Origin of the sequence: Aurantimonas manganoxydans SI85-9A1 (assembly GCF_000153465.1) — a bacterium.
Taxonomy (GTDB): Bacteria; Pseudomonadota; Alphaproteobacteria; order Rhizobiales; family Rhizobiaceae; genus Aurantimonas; species Aurantimonas manganoxydans.
Genome location: NZ_CH672387.1, coordinates 2,967,636 through 2,987,120 on the forward strand (window position 1 = coordinate 2,967,636; position 19,485 = coordinate 2,987,120).

The 19,485-nt window shown below is 68.4% G+C and carries 19 protein-coding genes; 12 read left to right on the plus strand and 7 right to left on the minus strand.

Features of this window, described 5'->3' with window-relative positions; all coding sequences use genetic code 11:
- Nucleotides 1–65: 65 nt before the first annotated feature.
- From SI859A1_RS14040 to SI859A1_RS14065, 6 genes are all read left to right on the plus strand, one after another.
- On the plus strand, nucleotides 66–632 hold the full coding sequence (locus SI859A1_RS14040) for a GNAT family N-acetyltransferase (protein WP_009210387.1): 567 nt from the start codon (nucleotides 66–68) through the stop codon (nucleotides 630–632).
- Nucleotides 629–1,222 carry a DUF3833 family protein gene (locus SI859A1_RS14045; protein ID WP_161600137.1) on the plus strand — a complete coding sequence of 198 codons (594 nt, stop codon included), beginning with the start codon at nucleotides 629–631 and terminating at the stop codon, nucleotides 1,220–1,222. The genes SI859A1_RS14040 and SI859A1_RS14045 overlap by 4 nt, the downstream gene beginning before the upstream one ends.
- Before the next feature lie 138 nt (nucleotides 1,223–1,360).
- Nucleotides 1,361–2,440 carry a GTPase ObgE gene (gene obgE / locus SI859A1_RS14050; protein ID WP_009210389.1) on the plus strand — a complete coding sequence of 360 codons (1,080 nt, stop codon included), beginning with the start codon at nucleotides 1,361–1,363 and terminating at the stop codon, nucleotides 2,438–2,440.
- The gene (proB, locus tag SI859A1_RS14055; RefSeq protein ID WP_009210390.1) at nucleotides 2,440–3,594 is read left to right on the plus strand and encodes a glutamate 5-kinase; all 1,155 of its coding nucleotides are present in this window, start codon (nucleotides 2,440–2,442) and stop codon (nucleotides 3,592–3,594) included. Before obgE ends, proB begins: the two co-directional genes overlap by 1 nt.
- Before the next feature lie 75 nt (nucleotides 3,595–3,669).
- On the plus strand, nucleotides 3,670–4,950 hold the full coding sequence (locus tag SI859A1_RS14060) for a glutamate-5-semialdehyde dehydrogenase (protein WP_009210391.1): 1,281 nt from the start codon (nucleotides 3,670–3,672) through the stop codon (nucleotides 4,948–4,950).
- A 56-nt stretch (nucleotides 4,951–5,006) separates the two neighbouring features.
- Nucleotides 5,007–5,594, plus strand: coding sequence for a nicotinate-nucleotide adenylyltransferase (locus SI859A1_RS14065; protein WP_009210392.1), 588 nt, complete (start codon nucleotides 5,007–5,009; stop codon nucleotides 5,592–5,594).
- Between the two features lie 20 nt (nucleotides 5,595–5,614).
- Here the strand turns inward: SI859A1_RS14065 and SI859A1_RS14070 are convergent, their stop codons facing one another.
- Complete coding sequence (locus SI859A1_RS14070) at nucleotides 5,615–7,042, minus strand: MATE family efflux transporter (RefSeq protein WP_009210393.1); 1,428 nt, start codon at nucleotides 7,040–7,042, stop codon at nucleotides 5,615–5,617.
- Between the two features lie 211 nt (nucleotides 7,043–7,253).
- Here SI859A1_RS14070 and SI859A1_RS14075 point away from each other — a divergent pair, with 211 nt between their 5' ends.
- From SI859A1_RS14075 to SI859A1_RS14100, 6 genes are all read left to right on the plus strand, one after another.
- Nucleotides 7,254–8,111, plus strand: coding sequence for a DMT family transporter (locus tag SI859A1_RS14075; RefSeq protein WP_009210394.1), 858 nt, complete (start codon nucleotides 7,254–7,256; stop codon nucleotides 8,109–8,111).
- Between the two features lie 178 nt (nucleotides 8,112–8,289).
- Nucleotides 8,290–8,988, plus strand: a complete 699-nt coding sequence (locus tag SI859A1_RS14080) for a GntR family transcriptional regulator (protein WP_009210395.1) — start codon at nucleotides 8,290–8,292, stop codon at nucleotides 8,986–8,988.
- Between the two features lie 174 nt (nucleotides 8,989–9,162).
- Nucleotides 9,163–10,353 carry a CaiB/BaiF CoA transferase family protein gene (locus tag SI859A1_RS14085; protein ID WP_040325842.1) on the plus strand — a complete coding sequence of 397 codons (1,191 nt, stop codon included), beginning with the start codon at nucleotides 9,163–9,165 and terminating at the stop codon, nucleotides 10,351–10,353.
- A 181-nt stretch (nucleotides 10,354–10,534) separates the two neighbouring features.
- Nucleotides 10,535–11,833, plus strand: a complete 1,299-nt coding sequence (locus tag SI859A1_RS14090) for a TRAP transporter large permease (protein WP_009210397.1) — start codon at nucleotides 10,535–10,537, stop codon at nucleotides 11,831–11,833.
- Between the two features lie 22 nt (nucleotides 11,834–11,855).
- Nucleotides 11,856–12,896 (plus strand): TRAP transporter substrate-binding protein, encoded by a 1,041-nt coding sequence (locus SI859A1_RS14095; protein WP_009210398.1) that lies wholly within the window; start codon nucleotides 11,856–11,858, stop codon nucleotides 12,894–12,896.
- 11 nt (nucleotides 12,897–12,907) lie between these two features.
- The gene (locus SI859A1_RS14100; protein ID WP_009210399.1) at nucleotides 12,908–13,414 is read left to right on the plus strand and encodes a TRAP transporter small permease; all 507 of its coding nucleotides are present in this window, start codon (nucleotides 12,908–12,910) and stop codon (nucleotides 13,412–13,414) included.
- Between the two features lie 43 nt (nucleotides 13,415–13,457).
- Here the strand turns inward: SI859A1_RS14100 and SI859A1_RS14105 are convergent, their stop codons facing one another.
- From SI859A1_RS14105 to SI859A1_RS14130, 6 genes are all read right to left on the minus strand, one after another.
- On the minus strand, nucleotides 13,458–14,564 hold the full coding sequence (locus SI859A1_RS14105; protein WP_009210400.1) for a DSD1 family PLP-dependent enzyme: 1,107 nt from the start codon (nucleotides 14,562–14,564) through the stop codon (nucleotides 13,458–13,460).
- 67 nt (nucleotides 14,565–14,631) lie between these two features.
- Entirely contained in the window at nucleotides 14,632–15,687 is a 1,056-nt protein-coding gene (locus SI859A1_RS14110) for an L-idonate 5-dehydrogenase (protein ID WP_009210401.1), read from the minus strand.
- Between the two features lie 22 nt (nucleotides 15,688–15,709).
- Nucleotides 15,710–16,480 carry an SDR family oxidoreductase gene (locus SI859A1_RS14115; protein WP_009210402.1) on the minus strand — a complete coding sequence of 257 codons (771 nt, stop codon included), beginning with the start codon at nucleotides 16,478–16,480 and terminating at the stop codon, nucleotides 15,710–15,712.
- 13 nt (nucleotides 16,481–16,493) lie between these two features.
- Nucleotides 16,494–17,693, minus strand: a complete 1,200-nt coding sequence (locus tag SI859A1_RS14120; RefSeq protein WP_009210403.1) for a mandelate racemase/muconate lactonizing enzyme family protein — start codon at nucleotides 17,691–17,693, stop codon at nucleotides 16,494–16,496.
- Nucleotides 17,694–17,781: 88 nt separating this feature from the next.
- Nucleotides 17,782–18,204, minus strand: coding sequence for an aconitase X swivel domain-containing protein (locus tag SI859A1_RS14125; protein WP_009210404.1), 423 nt, complete (start codon nucleotides 18,202–18,204; stop codon nucleotides 17,782–17,784).
- Nucleotides 18,201–19,457, minus strand: coding sequence for an aconitase X (locus SI859A1_RS14130; protein WP_009210405.1), 1,257 nt, complete (start codon nucleotides 19,455–19,457; stop codon nucleotides 18,201–18,203). The genes SI859A1_RS14125 and SI859A1_RS14130 overlap by 4 nt, the downstream gene beginning before the upstream one ends.
- Nucleotides 19,458–19,485: the final 28 nt, after the last annotated feature.

A 19,485-nucleotide genomic window follows, 5' to 3' on the forward strand; every position in this document is an offset into this window, starting at 1 on the left:
CTTCAGAGCACGACAGGGGAGATGGACCGCCATCTCCCCTTTTCGCGTCTGGAAGGAACGATGCGATGCTTGAGGACACGACCGCCGAACGGGACGGCGAGACGATCGAGACCCGCAGGCTGCTGTTGCGGCCGCTGACGATGGACGATGCCGGCGCGCTGGCGAAGCTGATCAACGACCGCGAGATCGCCCGGATGCTGGCCCGCGTGCCGCATCCCTACGGTCTGGCCGACGCCCGCGCCTTCATCAGCGACCACGCACCGGAAACGGTCTTCGCGCTCTGCCTGAAGGACGGCGGCGACCTCGTCGGCTGCTGCAGCCTGAAGCCCGAGAGCGTGCCGGGCCGGTTCGACATCGGCTCCTGGGTCGGCCGCCGTTTCTGGGGCAAGGGTTTTGCCACCGAGGCAGCGCAGGCCGTGATCGATTTCGGATTCGTCGCACTGAAGGCCGACGCCATCGCCGTCGATTGCCGCGTCGTCAACGAGGCCTCGCGCAGGGTGATCCGCAAATGCGGCTTCCACTTCACCGGCAGCGGCCTCATCGACACGATCAGTTCCGGGCGCGTGGCCAGCGAGCATTTCGTCATGGACCGGCGGTGCTGGACGTCGCTCAAGGCATGGGGTCGGGCATGAGCCGCCGGATGATCGTCGCGCGCAGGATCGGCGGCGCCCTCACCGGGGCGCTGCTGCTGGCCGGACTTGCGGCCTGCGGCGACGGTCCTGCCGACGTGCCGCCCGCCTCCGTCGCCGACGGCCTGGCGCTGGAGGAGTTCTTCGCGGGGCCGTCCCATTCGAAGGGGTCGGTCACCACGGCGCTGTTCTTCACGGAGGACTTCACCGCGAACTTTTCCGGCACGCGCCAGGACGGGCGGCTGCTGCTCGACGAGCAGTTCAGCTTTCCCGACGGCGACCGGCTGCAGCGCTGGGACCTCGGCATGACCAGCCCCGGCCTCTATACCGGCACGGTGCGGACCGAGGGCGACGACGGCGAATTGTCACCACCGGTGGCCGTTTCCGGCAGGCTGGCGCCGAACGGTGTCGTTCTCGACTATGACGGCTACGCGCCGGGCGGCGGCGACACGCTGCTGCACTTTCGCCACCGCATGACGCGACAGTCGGACGGAACGGTCGCCAACCATGTCAGCGTGTCGAAATTCGGTATTCCGCTGGCCACGTCCGATGTGGTCTTCGCCAAGGACAAGGCTGCGCTCGACATCCACTGACGCCGCGGGCCTACCAGGTCCGCCAACACGAACCTCCTGATCGCCCGCCTCTTGGCCGGCGATCCGTTCACAAGTCCCGACCGGCCCGCTAGAAGGGGCCGTCCGCCATACCGACCGCAGGCTCAGGAGAGCACAGAGATGAAATTCCTCGACCAGGCCAAGGTCTATGTCCGATCCGGTGACGGCGGTGCCGGCTCGGTGTCGTTCCGCCGCGAGAAATACATCGAGTTCGGCGGCCCGGACGGCGGCGACGGCGGCCGCGGCGGCGACGTGTGGGTGGAGGCGGTCGCCGGCCTCAACACGCTGATCGACTATCGCTACCAGCAGCATTTCAAGGCCAAGACCGGCGGCCACGGCATGGGCCGCAACCGCAATGGCGGCAAGGGCTCGGACATCACGCTGAAGGTGCCGGCCGGCACCCAGATCTTCGCCGAGGACAACGAGACGCTGCTGTTCGACCTGACCGATATCGGCGAGCGTCACTGCATCGCCGCCGGCGGCAATGGCGGCTTCGGCAACGCCTATTTCAAGACCTCGGTGAACCAGGCGCCGCGGCGCGCCAATCCCGGCCAGGAGGGCGAGGAGCTGACGATCTGGCTGCGGCTGAAGCTGATCGCCGATGTCGGGCTCGTCGGCCTGCCCAATGCCGGCAAGTCGACCTTCCTCGCCTCGGTGACGCGGGCCCGGCCGAAGATCGCCGACTATCCCTTCACCACGCTGCATCCCGGTCTCGGCGTCGCCAAGGTCGACGAGGCGGAATTCGTCATCGCCGACATTCCGGGCCTGATCGAGGGCGCCCATGAGGGCGTCGGCATCGGCGACCGCTTCCTCGGCCATGTCGAGCGCACCAGCGTGCTGCTGCATCTCGTCTCGTCCAGCGAGGACGACGTCGCCGGCGCCTACCGCACGGTGCGGCGCGAGCTCGAAGCCTATGAGCACGGCCTCGCTGACAAGACCGAGATCGTCGCCCTGTCGAAGGTCGACACGCTGACGCCGGAGGCGCGCGAGGAGAAGCTGGCGGAGCTGCAGGAGGCCGTCGGCTACGCCCCGCTCGCCCTGTCGGCGGTGAGCCGCGAGGGCATGACCGAGGCGCTGCGCGAGCTGAAGAGCCGCATCAGCCGCCTCGCCCCCACGGAAGAGGAAGAGCCCGACCGCTTTGCCGTGGCCGCGGCCGAACGCGCCGAGGCGGAAGAGGCCGAGAAGAAGGACGCGGAGTGATGAGCAATCCCCTCCACGGCTACCGGCGGATCGTCATCAAGATCGGTTCGTCGCTGCTGGTGGACCGCGAACGCGGACTGAAGCGGACCTGGCTGGAATCGCTGGGCGAGGACATTGCGCGCCTCGTCGGCGAGGGCCGGGAGATTCTCATCGTGTCGTCGGGCGCCATCGCGCTCGGCCGCAAGATCCTGAAGATGCCGCGCGGTCCGCTGCGGCTGGAGGAAAGCCAGGCAGCCGCCTCGGTGGGCCAGATCGCCCTGTCGCGCACCTATCTGGAGATCCTCGGCCGCCACGGCATCGAGACCGGGCAGATCCTGCTCACCCTCGGCGACACCGAAGAGCGCCGGCGCTATCTCAACGCGCGTGCCACCATCGCGACGCTGCTGGCCCTCAAGGCCGTGCCGGTCATCAACGAGAACGACACGGTCGCCACCTCCGAGATCCGCTACGGCGACAATGACCGGCTGGCCGCCCGGGTCGCCACGATGATCGACGCCGACATGCTGGTTCTCCTGTCGGATGTCGACGGGCTCTACACGGCGCCGCCGCATCTCGACCCGAACGCCGAGCACATTCCCCTGGTCGATCAGATTACGCCGCAGATCGAGGCCATGGCGGGCTCCGCCGGTTCGGAACTGTCGCGCGGCGGCATGAAGACCAAGATCGACGCGGCGCGGATCGCGACCGGCTCCGGCACCGCCATGATCATCACGGCCGGCAACCGGCTCTATCCCCTGTCGGCCATCGAGACGGGCGAGCGCGCCACGCTGTTTCGCGCGGTCGATACGCCGGTCGGCGCCCGCAAGCGCTGGATCGCGGGGCAGCTCCATGCCACCGGTCGCCTGTTCGTCGATGCCGGCGCCGTCAAGGCGCTGGTCGCCGGCCGCAGCCTGCTGCCGGCGGGCGTCAGCAACGTCGAGGGCGAGTTTCGCCGGGGCGACACGGTGGCGGTGTACGACAGCGCCCGCCGCGAGATCGCCCGTGGCCTGATCGCCTACGATTCCGACGAGGCGCGGCTGGTCGCCGGACTTCGCTCCTCCGAGATCGGTGCAGCGCTGGGCTATGAAGGTCGCGCGGCGATGATCCATCGGGACGACCTCGCCGTCGATCCGGGTGCGGCGGAGACGCCGGAACAGCAGCTCACCTCGGCCTGAAACAGACGGCGCGAAGGGACGGCGACAGGCCCTGCCCGTTGCCGCGACGCAGTACAGATTTCGGAGACCACACCCATGCGTGACAGCACCGAGACCGGATCGATCGACACGCTGATGGACGCCATCGGCAAGCGGGCCCGCGCAGCGGCGCGCCGCCTCGCACTGGCGCCAACGGACACGAAGAACGCAGCGCTTCTGGCGATGGCCGATGCGCTGGTCGCAGCCACCGACACCATCCTCGCCGAGAATGCCGCCGATCTCGACCGCGCGGCAGAGGCCGGCATGGCCGCCTCCTTCGTCGACCGGCTGACGCTGACGCCCGACCGCATCAACGCAATGGCCGAAGGCCTGCGCGCCATCGCCGCCCTGCCGGACCCGGTCGGCGCGACCGTCGCCGCCTGGGACCGGCCGAACGGCCTGGCAATCGAGCGGGTGCGGACGCCGCTCGGCGTCATCGGCGTCATCTATGAGAGCCGGCCGAACGTGACCGCCGATGCCGGGGCGCTCTGCCTGAAATCCGGCAATGCGGTGATCCTGCGCGGCGGCTCGGATTCGGTCCGATCCTCGGCCGCGATCCACGCCACGATGATCGCCGGTCTGACCTTGGCCGGCCTGCCCGAGGACGCGATCCAGATCGTACCGTCCACCGACCGCGCGGCTGTCGGCGCCATGCTGCGCGGCCTCGACGGCGCGATCGACGTCATCGTGCCGCGCGGCGGCCGTTCGCTGGTTGGCCGCGTGCAGGACGAGGCGCGGGTGCCGGTTTTCGCCCACCTCGAAGGGCTCTGCCACGTCTATGTCGACCGGGCAGCCAATCTCGACATGGCGCGGGACATCGTCGTCAATTCCAAGATGCGCCGCACCGGCATCTGTGGGTCGGCCGAAACCCTGCTGATCGATCGCGCCGTCGCGGACACGCATCTGCTGCCGCTGATGGAGGCGCTGCGCGAGGCCGGCTGCGAGATCCGGGCCACCGACGAGGTGCGCCAGCGCTACCCGACCGCCGAACCGGCCAGCGACGCCGACTTCGTCACCGAATATCTCGACGCCATCATCTCCGTCGCGCTGGTCGACGGCGTCGCGGGCGCCATCGACCATATCGAGAGCCATTCCTCGCATCACACCGAAGCGATCGTGACCGACGACGCGGCGATGGCGGAGACCTTCTTCGCCGGCATCGATTCGGCGATCCTCCTCCACAACGCCTCGACCCAGTTCGCCGACGGCGGCGAATTCGGCATGGGCGCGGAGATCGGCATCGCCACCGGCAAGATGCATGCGCGCGGCCCGGTCGGAGTCGAGCAGTTGACCAGCTTCAACTATCGCGTCCGCGGCAACGGCCAGACGCGCCCGTGAGGCTGGGCGATACCGCCGCCGACGCCCTCAAGGGCGTCGATGCGGCGGCGCTGGCCATGCCACCGGCGCAGCCCGGCATGCGGATCGGCCTGTTCGGCGGCTCGTTCAACCCGCCGCATGAAGGCCATCTGCTGGTCGCCGAGACGGCCCGCCGGCGGCTCGGCCTCGACCGGGTCTGGTGGATGGTGACGCCGGGCAATCCGCTGAAGGATCACGGCAAGCTGCGGCCGATCGGCGAGCGTCTCGCCGCGGTCCGGGCGCTGGCGCCGGGTCGCCATTCGGTGCCCACCGCCTTCGAGGCGCGCCATCGCATCCGCTATTCGGCCGATACGGTCGCCTTGCTGCGGCGGCGCCATCCGGGCGTGCATTTCGTCTGGATCATGGGCGCCGACAGCCTCGCCAGCTTCCACCGCTGGCAGGACTGGCGGGAGATCGCGACCAGCCTGCCGATCGCCGTGGTCGACCGGCCCGGCTCGACCCTCTCCGTCCTCTCGGCGATCACGCCGCAGGTGCTGGCGCGCTTCCGACTGCCGGAGACGGCGGCGAGGGCCCTGCCGCTGCGCCAGCCGCCGGCCTGGGTGTTCCTGCACGGGCCGCGCTCAACCGTCTCATCCACCTTGCTGCGGCGGCAGAACGGCGACTGAGCCGCCCTTGACGCGTCCGGTCAGGCGTCGAGCAGGCCGTAGCGCTCGCGCAGCAGGAAGCGGGCGTTGAGCAGCAATGCCGCGGTAGACAGGCCGAAGGCCAACCCCCACCACAGGCCGACGCCGCCCCACCCCACCATGAAGGCGAGGACATAGGCCACCGGCATGCCGACCAGCCAATAGCTGAACAGCGCGATCAGCATCGGCGTGCCGGTATCCTTCACGCCGCGCAGGATACCGGCGGCCACGACCTGCAGCGCATCGGCGATCTGGAAGAGCGCGGCGACCACCAGCAGCGGCACGCCATAGGCCAACACCGCCTCGGCGTTGGCGTTGCCCCGATCGAGATAGAGGCCGATCAGCTCCTGCGGCCAGAACCAGAACAGGCATGCACCGCCGATCGAAATCAGCGTGCCGATGCCCAGCGCCACCGCCGACGCGCGGTCGAGATCGCGGCGGTCGCCGCGCCCGAAGGCGAGCCCGACCCGCACCGTCGCGGCACTCGACAGGCCGAGGGGCACCATGAAGGCGATGGAGGCGATCTGCAGCGCGATGCCGTGGGCGGCCAGCGGAATGGTGCCAAGCCAGCCCATCATGATCGAGGAGGCCACGAACAGCCCGACCTCGGCGATGATCGTCGCGCCGATCGGCCAGCCGAGCCGCAGCACCTCGAAGAAGTCCGGCCAGTCCGGCCGCCAGAAGCGGGCGTAGAGTTCGTAGCGGCGCAGACTCGGCGCCAGCGCCGTATAGGCGACCAGCAAGCCGGTCATCAGGAGATTGCTGCCGAGCGTCGCCACCGCCGCCCCGACGATGCCGAGCGCCGGCGCACCGAAATGGCCGAAGATCAGGAGGTAGTTCAGCCCGGCATTAACCACGGCGCCCACGAGGATCACCGCCAGGACGAGATAGGCGCGATTGACGACGGTCAGGTAGGAGCGCAGCCCCAGGACCAGCAGCGCCGGAAACATCGACCATAGGGCGACGCGCATATAGGCCCCCGCGAGGGCCGAGATTTCCGGGTCCTGGCCCAGCGCCACCAGGATCGCCTCGGTGTACCAGAGCGGCAGCATGACGAGCGCGCTGTAGAGCATCAGCACCCACAGGCCCATGCGGATCGAGCGGCGCACGTCGCGCACGTCGCCGCGGCCCTCGGCGCCGGCCGCCAGCGGCAGCACGGCCTGCGCGAAGCCGGCCCCGAAGATGAAGACGATGAAGAAGGTCTGGGTGGCCAGGACGCCGGCCGCCAGTTCGGTGGCGCCGAGCCAGCCGATCATCACCGTGTCGGTGACGTTCATGGTCATCTGCGCCAGCTGCGCGCCGATCAGCGGCACCGCCAGAACGACCGTCGCGACGGCGTGGCGCAGCCACGACTGCACCGGCCCACGGCCATCGGCGCGGGGCAGCGGCTGCGTTTGCGCGCTGGACCGTTCTGATACATTCGTCTGCATGACATCACCGCCTGATGCCGGTGGCCTAGAAGGGTGCGACGGGGAAGTCCAGCGCAGCCGTGACGGGGCAACGCCCCGCCGCAAGAACGGGTGTCACGACATCGCAATGTCGACTGCCGGTTTTCGTGAAAGTTGCGTTCGAAGCCGAACTGTTCGGCTTTGCAGCGCCGCAGCTTTCCAGTAAGCAACGCTTAGCAAAGGCGTCGATCCCGTGAAATCCTTCAGTTCCCTCCTGACCGGCATCCTGTTGACGGTCCTTGCCGGCAGCGTCTTTGCGGGCATGGATTCGCTTGGCAAGCATCTGACCACGCTCCTGCCCGTGCTGCAGGTGATCTGGGGCCGCTATTTCTTCCAGACGCTGGTGCTGGGCAGCTACCTGGGCGCCACGACGGGCACCCGCTTCCTGAAGGCCCGCCATCCCTATCTGCAGCTGGTGCGTGGCATGCTGCTGCTGGCGGCCACGATCTGCATGTACAACGCCCTTGCCCGCGTGCCGCTGGCCGATGCGACGGCCGTCCTGTTCTTCACCCCGATCGTCGTCACGATCCTGTCGGTCATGGTGCTGAAGGAAACCATCGGCATCCACCGCATCGGCGCCATCATCGCCGGCTTCTGCGGCATGCTGCTGATCCTGCGGCCGGGCTTTGCCGGCATCGAGCCGGCGCTTGGCTTCGCCCTGGCCGCGTCGGGCTTCAACGCCTGCTACCTGTTGATGACCCGACGCCTCGCCGGCACCGAAGATGCCGCCTCGACCCAGTTCAACACGACGGCGGCCGGTGCGGTCATCCTGACCCTCGTCATCATCCCCTTCTGGGAGACACCGGCCCCGGCGACGCTGGCGCTTCTGGTCCTCAGCGGCGTTGCCGGATCGATCGGCCATTTCACCCTCGTCACGGCCTTCTCCCACGCCCCGGCCTCGCTGCTGTCACCCTTCCTCTATTCGCAGGTGCTGGTCGCCAGCATTCTCAGCGTGGTTCTGTTCGGCGACCCGCTGCAGCCACCGATGATCCTCGGCACGGTGATTTTGGTTGCCAGCGGTCTATACATCTGGTGGCGCGAGAACCGCTGAGACGCATCGCGACGGCCCGCCACGCCGTGTCGGTCCTCCATATCCCGCGTGCGCCCGGCAGTCTTCTCCGCCCCCGGTCCGGTAATGCGGCTGTATCGCCGGCAGATACCTTTGCGGTTGCGTTCGCAGAGCGGTTTCGATTGTATCCAAATTCACATGGGGAGGATCGGAACCGGCCATGACCGGGAAGAGGAACCAGAACGCCAAGCAGCGGACCGTCGATCGCGTCTACGAGGATGTTCGCGCCGACATCATCCGCGGTCAGCATCCGCCGGGCACACGCCTGACAGAGGAGATGCTGGGCGACCGCTATCAGGTCAGCCGGACGCCCGTCCGGGCCGCACTGCACAAGCTGGCGGCCGACGGTTTCGTCGACATGGTCCCGCGGATCGGGGCCCTCGTAAAAACGCGCTCGCAGGCCGAGATCGCCGAAATCTATACCGTCCGCGCCCTGCTGGAGGGCACCGCCGCGGGGCTGGCCGCGAGCCGGCGCAGCGAGGCGGATCTCGCCGCACTGCGCCGGATCGCCGACGAGATGGAGCGAATCGTCGCAGACCGCCGGCAGATCGAACCGCTGTCGCGGCTCAACCAGGAGTTCCACCAGGTGATCGCCGCCGCCAGCGGCAACAAGACGCTGGAGGAAGCCGCCCTGCGGCTGATGGGGATCGGCTTGCTCGTCCACACCTATGGCAGTTTCCGCAGCCCCGACATCGCCCGCAGCCTCGCGGAACATCGCGTCCTGATCGATGCCCTGTCGGCACAGGACGGCGAATGGGCAACTGCCGTCATGCGCTCGCACATGCTGGCGACGCGCACGGCGCTGCTCACCGTGATGGATCCCGATGCGGCGGCCGGGCACCCGCTCCAGGACTCCTGATGACCACCCGCCACCCCGTCATTCTTGCGAGGCAGCGGCCGTACCGGGCGTCGGCGTGTGCAGTGCAGGATTGACGGATTGGATACAATCCCGCTAGCATTGTCGCGTGGCTCCTGTGGGAGCGATGTCGGGCTCGGTGGGACGAGGCCGTGGAGGACATGCCCGGGAGGATCGATGAAGGCGCTAGACGGAATCCGTGTGCTCGAAATGGGCCAGCTCATCGCCGGCCCCTTCTGCGGGCAGCTCCTGGCGGATTTCGGCGCCGAAGTCGTGAAGATCGAGCCGCCGCGCGTCGGCGACGCGATGCGCCAGTGGGGCCGCACCGATGCCGAAGGCCATCCGCTGTGGTGGCCGGTGATCGCCCGCAACAAGAAGTCGATGACGCTCGACCTGCGCAAGTCGGAAGCGCAGGAGTTGGTCCGCGAACTCGTCGCGTCGACCGACATCATCGTCGAGAATTTTCGCGCCGGACGCATGGAGGCCTGGGGCCTCGACTACGAAACGCTGAAGGCGATCAATCCGCGCCTGATCATGGTCCGCATCACCGGCTTCGGCCAGACCGGCCCCTACAGCAACCGCGCCGGCTTCGCCGCCGTCTGCGAAGCGATGGGCGGCATGCGCTACATCGGCGGCTATCCCGACCGCCCGCCGGTGCGCATCGGCCTGTCGATCGGCGACACGCTGGCCGGCCAGAGCGGCTTCCAGGGCGCGCTCTTGGCGCTGCAGCACCGCCATGTCACCGGTGAAGGCCAGATGGTCGACGCCTCGATCTACGAGTCGGTGCTGTCGGTGATGGAGAGTGTCGTCACCGAATACGACCGCGGCGGCCATGTGCGCGAGCGGTCCGGCAGCTTCCTGCCCGGCATCGCTCCCTCCAACGCCTATCCCACCAAGGACGGCGACACGATCATCATCGGCGCCAATCAGGACAGCCTGTTTCGCCGGCTGACGGCCCTGATGGGCCAGCCGGAGCTCGCCGACGACGCGCGTTTCGCCAATCACCAGGCGCGCGGCCGCAACCAGGCGGAGATCGACGCGATCATCGGCGAATGGACACAGACGCAGGAGGCGCATCCGCTGGTCGAGCTCCTGGCCGAGGCCGGCGTCCCGGCCGGCCTGACCTATCGCGCCCACGACATGCTGGAGGACCCGCACTTCATCGCCCGGGAATCGATCGTGCGGGTCGAGGACGAGACGCTGGGGGCGACCGCCATGCAGAACGTCTTCCCCCGCCTCTCCGCCTCGCCCGGCGCCGTGGAGCGGACCGGGCCGAAGCTCGGTGAACACACCCGGCCCGTGCTGCGCGAATGGCTGGACTACGACGACGCGCGGATCGACGCGCTGGAAGCTGCCGAAATCATCTAGGGAACGGGACCGGACGCGCGACGCGGCAGGGAGCCGGGCGCCGCGTGAACCGGCCAGTGGGAGGAACGTCATTGCCACTCGAATTGCGGATGCGCGCGACTAAGGCTGATGCCGGCCGCCGGTCGGCCCCCGGTGCAGAGCGCACGCGGCGGCCCGCCGCGCACGGCAAGGCGGGCACGCGATGATCGAACCCATCCTCGTCGTCGTCATCCTTCTGGCGATGATCGCCATCGGGGCGCCGATCTTCCTCGCGCTGGGCGCCGCCGGCCTCACCGGCCTCTACATGGCGCGCGGGTCGATGGCCTTCTTCTTTGGCCCAACCTCGCTGTTCGGCCAGCTCAACAGCTTCGAATTGCTGGCGCTGCCGCTGTTCGTGCTGATGGGCAATTTCCTTGCGGCGACGCCCGTCGGCAAGAACCTCTTCCATGCCGCCGTCGTCTGGCTGCAGTGGCTGCGCGGCGGACTGGCCATCGCCACCGTTGGCGCCTCGGCGGTCTTCGGCGCGGTCTCCGGCGTGTCCATCGCCGGCGTCGCGGCGGTCGGCTCCATCGCCGTGCCGGAAATGCTGGCGCGCGGCTACAGCCGCTCGATCGCCGCCGGCAGCGTCGTCAGCGCCGGGGCGCTGGCCATGCTGATCCCGCCCAGCGTGCCGCTGATCATCTACGGCGCGGTCTCCGGCGTCTCGGTGGCCGACCTGTTCATCGGGGGCATCGTGCCGGGCGTCGCCCTGGCCCTGGCGCTGTCGGTCTATCTCTACTTCCGGGTCCTGCTGAATCCGTCGGAAGCGCCGCGCCAGGCCCATGTGGAATACAGCTGGGGTGACCGCCTGCGCGCCATCGGCGGCATCTGGCACGCGCTCCTGCTCGTGGCCGTCGTACTCGGCACGATCTACACGGGCGTCGCCACGCCCAGCGAGGCGGCAGCCTTCGGTGCCGTCGGGGCCTTCCTGATCGCTACCGTGATCTTCCGCAGCGTCGGCCTGCGTGGCACGATGGAGGTGCTCGGGTCGAGCGCCCGCATCTCCGGCGCGATCCTGCTGATCATGGGCTGCGCCCGGATCTTCGGCGACTATCTCAATCTCGTGCGGGTGCCCGACGCGATCACCGGCCTCTTGATCGGCACCGATCTGCCGCCGGAGGTGATCCTCGTCCTGATCATGCTGGCCCTTGTCGGCCTCGGCATGCTGGTCGATGCTGTGTCGCTGATCGTCGTGACCACGCCGATCCTGCTGCCGCTGATCACCACCCTCGGCTACGACCCGTTGTGGTTCGGCATCATCCTGGTGATGAACCTGGAGATTGCCGTCGTCACGCCGCCGGTGGGCCTCAACCTCTACACGCTCAAGGCGGTGGCCCCGATGCTGAAGATCGAGGAGATCGTGCGCAGCGTGGTGCCCTTCGTCATGGTGCAGTTCGTGATGCTCATCATCTTCGTGCTGTTCCCCGCCATCAGCCTCTGGCTGCCCAATCTCATGCGTTGAGTTTCATCAAGGGAGGAAAGACATGACCATCGACAGACGCAGGCTCATCACCACCACGGGCGCCGTCGCCCTGGCTTCGGCACTGGGCCTCCGCACCACCCGGCAGGCCGCCGCCGCCCAGAAGCTGACCGGCGTCACCTACCTGCCGCCGTCCTATGCCGACCTCGCCTATGGCTCGCAGGGCCTGGTCGACCGGATCAACGAGAAGGCCGGCGAGACCGTCGCCATCGATTTCTACGATTCCGGACGTCTGCTGTCGGCCGACGAGCAATTGCCGGCGCTGCGGTCGGGCACCATCGACTTCATGTTCCACACCACGTCCTACATCACCCGGTCGCTGCCGATCCTCGGCATCACGGGGCTGCCGGGCGTCGTCGGCGATCTGGCCAAGAACCCCGACCGGCTGAAGCGCGGTTCGCCGCTGTTCCAGCTCATCCAGGACGAGCTGAAGAAGAACGGCCTCACCGTTCTCAGCCTCGGCGGTGGCATCATGGAGCCGGAATATATCTGGAGCACCGAGTCGGCGCCGATCCGCAGCCTCGACGACGTGAAGGGCAAGAAGATTCGTGTCGTGTCCTTTGAGGCGACCAAGGTGATGGAAGACCTCGGCGGCGCGGCGGTGCGCATCCCGTCCTCCGAGCTCTATCTCGCCATGCAGCGCGGCACGGTCGATGCGGCGGTCGCCAACATCTCGACGATCAACGGCCGCAGCATCCAGGAGCAGGTCGGCCAGGTCTACCGCATGCCGCTGACCGCATTCGCGATCGGCGTGTTCGTCCAGACCGATCGCTGGGAAGCGATGGACCAGGCGGTGCGCGACGCCTTCATGGATGGCGTCGAATGGTTCGACACGCACAGCGCCAAGGTCGCCAATACCGAGTATTTCGAAGAGAAGTACTGGCCTGCCTTCCGTGAGCTCGGCATCGAGGAAATCGAGCCTGACGCGGCAGCCGTGGAGCGCTTCAACGAGATCAGCGCCGGCGTGCGCGACAGCTGGGTGCAGGAGGTCGGTGAGGACGTCGGCCGCCGCGCCATCGCGCTGGCGCACGGCGAAGACGCGTAAGGGGAACCATCATGCTCGCCGTTCCGGTCAGGCTGTTCGAACATTTCGCCAGGCTTCTGCAGATCATGGGCCAGGTCGTGCTCGCCTTCATGGCGCTGACGATCACGTATGACGCGACGATGCGCTACATCTTCGCGGCACCGACCTCGTGGAGCCTGGAGATCAACGCCTTCCTGGTCGTCTATCTGGCGGTCATGACGGCGGCGGACGTGCAGCGGCGCGGCGAGCATATCGGCATCACGCTCCTGCCCGACAGCATGGGCGACAACGGGCGGCGCGTGCTGTCCACCATCGTCGGCATCGTCGGCTGCGTGTTCTGCGCGATCATCACCTGGCGCGGCGGCCACATGGCCTACGACGCCTGGGCCTACGGCGAACGCGTCTCGAGCGGCTTCGGCACGCCGATGTGGCTGCCCTACGGCATGCTGCCGATCGGCTTCGGCGCCCTCGGCCTGCAGTTCCTGATCAACACCCTGCAGGGCCCGCCACCCCGCTCGGACGTGATCCACCACGTCTGAGCCCGAAATTCCTGAGCGACGGCGGTCTGAGGATCGTCGCCGCTCAGGCCATCATGCCGCGCGCGGCGACCGGCCAGACGGCCTCGACCCAGCCGTCCCGCACCCCGACATACCAGTCGTAGCGATCGACCGTCGGGTCGCAATGCCCCGGCACCAGCCGCAGGCGCTCGCCCACCGACAGTTTCGTGCCTGCCGCACAGGCCAGTTGGCCGTGCTCGTCCGACGCGCCGGCATAGGTTACGCCGGGCCGTTCGTGGACCAGCGGCAGCCCGCTTTCGATGGCGATGCCCTTGTGGCCGCAATCCACCACCGCGACACCCTCGCGCGCCGCACTCATTACCGTCGCCGCGACGAACAGCGACTGGCGAAAGTCCGGCGCCGGGCGGTTGCGGCCGTAATCGGCATCCATGAAGGCGTAGGAGCCGGCCTGCAATTCGGTGAAGACGCCGCTTGCCGCCTCCAGCTCGAAGGTGCCGGTGCCCGCTCCGGTCACCGCCGGGCAGGCGATCCCCTTCGCGGCAAGACCATCGACGACCGCCCGGGCGGTATCGGCCACCGCCGCAATGGCGGCGCGGCGCGCATCGAGGTCGCGCAGATGCTGGGCGCCGCCGTGATAGGCCTGCAGGCCGCCGAAGATCAGTGTGTGACTGCTTGCGATGCGCTCGGCCAGGGCGATGGCGGCGGCTGGCGAGCCGACGCCGGCACGATTGGCGCCGACATGGATCTCGACCAGCACGGTCAGCCGGCAGCTGGCCGCTTCGGCGGCAGCCTCGATGAGGGCGACCACGCCCGCGTCGTCGGCGCAGAGCGCGATGTTCGTCATCTTCGACAGCGCCGCGACGCGCGCCAGCTTGCGCGGAGAGACGATCTCATTGGTGATGAGAATGTCGGGAACGCCCGCCCAGGCGAGGATCTCGGCCTCGCCGACCTTCTGGACGCATTGCCCGACGGCGCCGCGCTGGGCCTGCCAATGGGCGATGACCGGCGATTTGTGGGTCTTGGCGTGGGGCCGCAGGCGGATGCCGGCGCTGGCTGCGAAGGCCGCCATGCGATCGAGATTGTGTTCCAGCGCATCGAGGTCGACGAGGAGCGCCGGGGTGTCGACCTCCTCCTCGGCCATGCCCGGCTCGGCCGGCGGGTTCTGCAGCATGCGCGGCGGTCCGTTCTTGTCGTAAGACGCCGGAAAGGCCGGCGTGCCTTTCCGGTATTGTCGACGCTCAGGTCGCGGCGGTCCAGTCCGTCAGGTCGAGCTGTACCTTCATCGCCTGGCTGCGGTCACTGGCCAGATCGAAGGCTTCCACCGCCCGGCCCGCCGGCATCCGGTGGCTGATCAGCGGCGCCAGATCGACAAGATGGCGGGCGACGAGATCCGCGGCCAGCGCGAATTCCGTGTCGAAGCGGAAGGAGCCGACCATCTCGATCTCCTTGGCGACCAGCGAGGCGAGCGGGAACTCGACCGGGCCGCCATTGCCGACCGCGACCAGCCGGCCGCGCGGCCGCACGCATTCGACGGCCGTGGTGACGGCGGCCGGGTTGCCCGAACATTCGAACACCACGTCGATGCGGCCCTTGTCCGCCTTCAGCGCGTCGAGCCCGCTGCGGTCGCTGCCGAGATCGATCACCGTGTCGGCGCCGAGCTTGCGGGCAGTCTCCAGCGGTTCGCCGACGACGTCGCAGGCGGTGATGTGCGCCGCCCCGGCGCGGCGGGCCGCGGCCACCGCGAGGCAGCCGATCGGGCCGCAGCCCGAGACCAGCACGCTGGCGCCGAGCAGCGGACCGGCCTGACGCGCGGCGTGCAGGCAGACGGCGAAGGGCTCGGCCAGCGCGGCGAGGCCGGTATCCGTCGCCGCGCCCACAGGCACGGCCTGTGCCGCCGGCACCACCAGCACTTCGCGGAACATGCCCTCTACATGCGGGAAGCGCATGGCGCTGCCGCTGAACACCATGTCGAGACAGTGATTGCGCATGTCCCGGCGGCAGTATTCGCAGTTCTCGCAGGGCCGCGACGGATTGATCGCGACCCGGTCGCCGATGGCGAGGCCGGAGACGCCGGCGCCCAGTTCCTCGACGATGCCCGAGGCTTCGTGCCCGAGGATCATCGGCTCCTTGATGCGGATCGTGCCGAAGCCGCCGTGGTGGTAGTAGTGCAGGTCGGAACCGCAGATGCCGCCCGACTGGACGCGCAGCCGCACCTCGCCCGCCCCCGGCGCACCCGGATCGGGGCGCTCCTCGATGCGCAGATCGTGGGGCCCGTATGCAACGATCGCTTTCATGATGTCTCCAGCTTTCGCGGTCTTAGAGGACCGACAGCATGCCGCCGTCGACATAGATGATCTGGCCGTTGACGTAGTCGGAGGCCGAGGACGCCAGGAAGATCGCCGTGCCGACGAGTTCCTCGGGCTGGCCCCAGCGCCCGGCCGGCGTGCGGCTCTTGACCCAGTTGTCGAAATCCTTGTTGGCGACCAGCGCCTCGTTCATGTCGGTCAGCATGTAGCCGGGTCCGATGGCATTGGCCTGGATGCCGGACGCGGCCCATTCGGCGGCCATGCCCTGGGTCAGGAGCTTGATGCCGCCCTTGGCGACCGTATACGGGATCACCGTCGCACGGGCGAGCGCGCTGGTCAGCGAGCCGATATTGATGATCTTGCCGCGGCCGCGCGGGACCATGCGGCGGGCCGCCTCGCGGCCGATCAGGAAGGCGCTGGTGAGATTGGTGTCGATCACCCGCTGCCAGTCGGCCAGGGCCAGTTCGAGCATCGGCTGGCGATGCTGGATGCCGGCATTGTTGATGACGATGTCGATCTCCAGGCCCTCGGCATCGAACTTCTCGAAGGCGGCGACCACGGCGGCTTCGCCGGTGACGTCGAAGATCGCCTCGTGGACAGTGTGGCCGGCGTCGCGCAGTTCCCTGGCGGCGGCGGCGACCGTCTCGGCATTGCGCCCGTTGAGGATCACGACCGCTCCGGCCTCGGCCAGCCCCTGCGCCATCGCCTTGCCGAGGCCCCGCGAGGAGCCGGTGATCAGCGCCGTGCGGCCTGTCAGGTCGAAGGATGCGGTTTCGGTCATGATGTCTTCCCCTCTAGATTTCACTGATGCGGCGCACGAGATCGCTGCGCTCGAACACGTCGGATTTCAGCTCGACGCCGAGGCCCGGCCCCTCCATCGGGTAGACGTAGCCACCCTCGATTCTCGGCACCGCCGTCACGAGTTGCGTATACCAGCCGCGGTAGAACGCCCTAACGGATTCCTGGATCAGCGTGTTGGGCTGGCTGAATGACATGTGGACGGCGGCGGCGAAGCCGACCGGCCCGATGCAGTCATGCGGCGCGAAAGGCCGGTGCCAGGTCTCGGCCAGCGCGGCGATCTTGCGGCCCTCGGTGAGGCCGCCGGACCAGCACAGATCGACCATCGCCACCGAAAGGGCGTCGCGGTCGAGCATGTCCTTGTAGGGCCAGCGCGAGCCGAGGGTCTCGGACGCGCAGACCCAGACGTCGGTCGAGCGGGCATATTCGGCGAGCGCCTGCGGCGAGTTCATGCGGATCGGGTCTTCGAACCACATGGGCTTGTAGGGCTCGAGTTCCTTCGCGATCATCTTGGCGGCCGGCAGGTTCCACAGCGAGTGGAACTCGACCATGATGTCGATCCTGTCGCCGACGGCCTTGCGGATCTTTTCGAAGGGTTCGAGCCCGCGCCGCATCTGCTCCGCGTTGAGGTAGAGGCCGCCGGTCTCGTTGGCGATCGGGTCGAAGGGCCAGATCTTCATGGCGTCGATGCCGTTGTCGAGGAGGTCCTCGGCCAGCGCGCCGGCATCGGTCATGAAGGCGTCGAGGTCCTCGTAGGGACCGGACGTCTCGCCGAGATTCCAGTTCGACACCGGCCGGATGTTGGTGGAACTGACATAGCGGGTGCCGGCGCAGGTGTTGTAGATGCGCAGACGGTCGCGGCACAGGCCGCCCAACATCTGGTGCACCGGCTGGTCGCAGAGCTTGCCGAAGATGTCCCACAGCGCGATGTCGATCGCCGAGGCGGCGCGATATTCGACGCCGGTCGAGGATTGCGCCATCGGCAGATTGACCATCTCCTTCGACAGCGCCTCGATATGCAGCGGATTGCGGCCGATCAGGCGCCCGGCCAGCGTGTCATGGATATGGGCCGCGACCGCGCCGGCGCCGTAGAAGGTCTCACCGAGCCCGATGATCCCCGCGTCGGTGTGGACGCGCACCCAGACGACATTGGCGAATTCCTCGGTCCCCAGCGTCTCGATGGCGGTGATCTTCATGCCTGCAGGCTCCCCCTTTGCGATTCCCCGGCTCTTCTTCGTCGGGATGGCCGGCCGCGGTCAAGGCATGCGCCTGATGCGAAGCGTGTCATGCCGGGCGGATCGCCACGGTGCCGTCACCGCCATCGGCGCTGGCGTCGATCGCCACGACATCGCCGTCGCCGATGCCGGCAATGTCGCAGACGACGATGGGGCAGTCCCGGCCGTAAAGGGATGCGGCGACCATCGCGCCGACGGTCAGGATCGGATCGGCGCGCGCCAGAAGCACGCCAAGCGGCCCGGTGCCACGCCGGATGGATTCGGCGAAGACGGAGGCGGAGGACGACGAGCCGCGACCACCGGGCATGACCAGGATACGCCCGGTGACGCGGGCACCGAGCGAAGGGTGCGAATGATCGATGATGGTGCCGGTCTCCACGTCGATCCCGCCCCAGAAGCTGAGCGGCTCGCCAAGAACCAGCGCCGTCCCATCCGCGCGGCCGGCGACGACGATCGTTCCCTTGCGCGTCATGTCCGCGTCCTCACGACGCTGCCGCTCGCGGCCGAGAGGATGCAGTCCTCCAGCGAGCCGAAGCCGACCGAGACGCCGATATTGCCGGGTGCGTAATGTGCCCATTTGCCGGAATTGGTCATCACCGCCCCCTCCAAGTCGCGCAGAATCGCGGTGACATAGGTGCAGGTGTCGACGACCGGAACGAGGCCGGTGCCCTCCAGCCCCGCCAGCGCCGCGTCGCGGCGCAGTTCGTCCAGCGTCGCGCGGCTGGTGTTGACGTAGATCGGCAGGCTGCGGTCCGGCCGGATTTCGCGCAAGAGCGGCAGCAGCCGGTCCCATTCGCCGCGCGAGAAATGCGGAGTGCCGAGACAGACCGCGTCGATCGGCGCGCCCTCCGGCACGGTGGACAGGCGGGCAAGAACCGCGTCGACGGAGGCCGGGGTAATCGCAACGACGCGGTCCGGTTCGTGGCCACCGAAGGCGTCCGCCAGCGTCGGAGCCTCCGGCGTGATGCCGACCGCGTGAAACAGGCCGACCGCACCGGCGGAGGCGGCGGCGGCACCGAGTGCTTTCAGCTGGTCCTCGTCGCGCGGCGGCGGCAGGCCCTCGATCACCGGCCCCTGCTCGCCGGAGGCCGCGCCGATGATCAGCCCGACGGCCACATAGAGGGCATCGTCGGGCGTGAGCGACGGCGCGAACCCCTCCAGGCGAAACAGCACCTGACCGCGGCGGTGCTCGTCCAGATGCAGGCCGTAGGCAGGAGCACGGCCGGTGATCGCGCAGCACAGGTCGATGAAGTCGCCATAGCGGTTGGTGCGCGCGCCGATCACCGAATTGGCGAAGACGATGGCGTTGGATTCGCCCCAGGCCACCTGCTCGCCGAAGCGCGGCCGGAACAGGGTCTGATAGGGCGCGCAGGTGAAGGAGGCCTGGCAGCCAAGCGCCTCGTGGGCCTGCATGAGCCGTTGCCGTGGCCGCCGCTCGTCAGCCTCGAGGCGCACGAGTTCGGGATGGATGAGATCGAGCGAGCCGACATTGAGGGTGGTCGGGACACGGACGCGGCCGCCCCCGGCCAGCAGCCGCTCGACGAAATCGAGGCTGACGGCGCCGTGATAGAGGCAGCCATCGACATGGGCGCCGGCAATGTCGAGCAGTGCCTCGGCGCCCACCGACCGCGCAAAGCCGGTCAGGATCTCCATGGCGAAAGCCGCGGCGGCGCCCGCCTCGCCATTCTGCAGCGCGCGGTCATGGTCGCTGAGGTGCAGAGTCATCGCGCACCGCCTTGCAAAACGTGAATCG

Bases quoted from the DNA above. Each gene is read 5' to 3' on its own strand.
- SI859A1_RS14040 (WP_009210387.1), top strand. From the start codon at position 66: ATGCTTGAGGACACGACCGCCGAACGGGACGGCGAGACGATCGAGACC.
- SI859A1_RS14045 (WP_161600137.1), top strand. From the start codon at position 629: ATGAGCCGCCGGATGATCGTCGCGCGCAGGATCGGCGGCGCCCTCACC.
- obgE (WP_009210389.1), top strand. From the start codon at position 1,361: ATGAAATTCCTCGACCAGGCCAAGGTCTATGTCCGATCCGGTGACGGC.
- proB (WP_009210390.1), top strand. From the start codon at position 2,440: ATGAGCAATCCCCTCCACGGCTACCGGCGGATCGTCATCAAGATCGGT.
- SI859A1_RS14060 (WP_009210391.1), top strand. From the start codon at position 3,670: ATGCGTGACAGCACCGAGACCGGATCGATCGACACGCTGATGGACGCC.
- SI859A1_RS14065 (WP_009210392.1), top strand. From the start codon at position 5,007: ATGCCACCGGCGCAGCCCGGCATGCGGATCGGCCTGTTCGGCGGCTCG.
- SI859A1_RS14070 (WP_009210393.1), bottom strand. From the start codon at position 7,042: ATGCAGACGAATGTATCAGAACGGTCCAGCGCGCAAACGCAGCCGCTG.
- SI859A1_RS14080 (WP_009210395.1), top strand. From the start codon at position 8,290: ATGACCGGGAAGAGGAACCAGAACGCCAAGCAGCGGACCGTCGATCGC.
- SI859A1_RS14085 (WP_040325842.1), top strand. From the start codon at position 9,163: ATGAAGGCGCTAGACGGAATCCGTGTGCTCGAAATGGGCCAGCTCATC.
- SI859A1_RS14090 (WP_009210397.1), top strand. From the start codon at position 10,535: ATGATCGAACCCATCCTCGTCGTCGTCATCCTTCTGGCGATGATCGCC.
- SI859A1_RS14095 (WP_009210398.1), top strand. From the start codon at position 11,856: ATGACCATCGACAGACGCAGGCTCATCACCACCACGGGCGCCGTCGCC.
- SI859A1_RS14100 (WP_009210399.1), top strand. From the start codon at position 12,908: ATGCTCGCCGTTCCGGTCAGGCTGTTCGAACATTTCGCCAGGCTTCTG.
- SI859A1_RS14105 (WP_009210400.1), bottom strand. From the start codon at position 14,564: ATGCTGCAGAACCCGCCGGCCGAGCCGGGCATGGCCGAGGAGGAGGTC.
- SI859A1_RS14110 (WP_009210401.1), bottom strand. From the start codon at position 15,687: ATGAAAGCGATCGTTGCATACGGGCCCCACGATCTGCGCATCGAGGAG.
- SI859A1_RS14115 (WP_009210402.1), bottom strand. From the start codon at position 16,480: ATGACCGAAACCGCATCCTTCGACCTGACAGGCCGCACGGCGCTGATC.
- SI859A1_RS14120 (WP_009210403.1), bottom strand. From the start codon at position 17,693: ATGAAGATCACCGCCATCGAGACGCTGGGGACCGAGGAATTCGCCAAT.
- SI859A1_RS14125 (WP_009210404.1), bottom strand. From the start codon at position 18,204: ATGACGCGCAAGGGAACGATCGTCGTCGCCGGCCGCGCGGATGGGACG.
- SI859A1_RS14130 (WP_009210405.1), bottom strand. From the start codon at position 19,457: ATGACTCTGCACCTCAGCGACCATGACCGCGCGCTGCAGAATGGCGAG.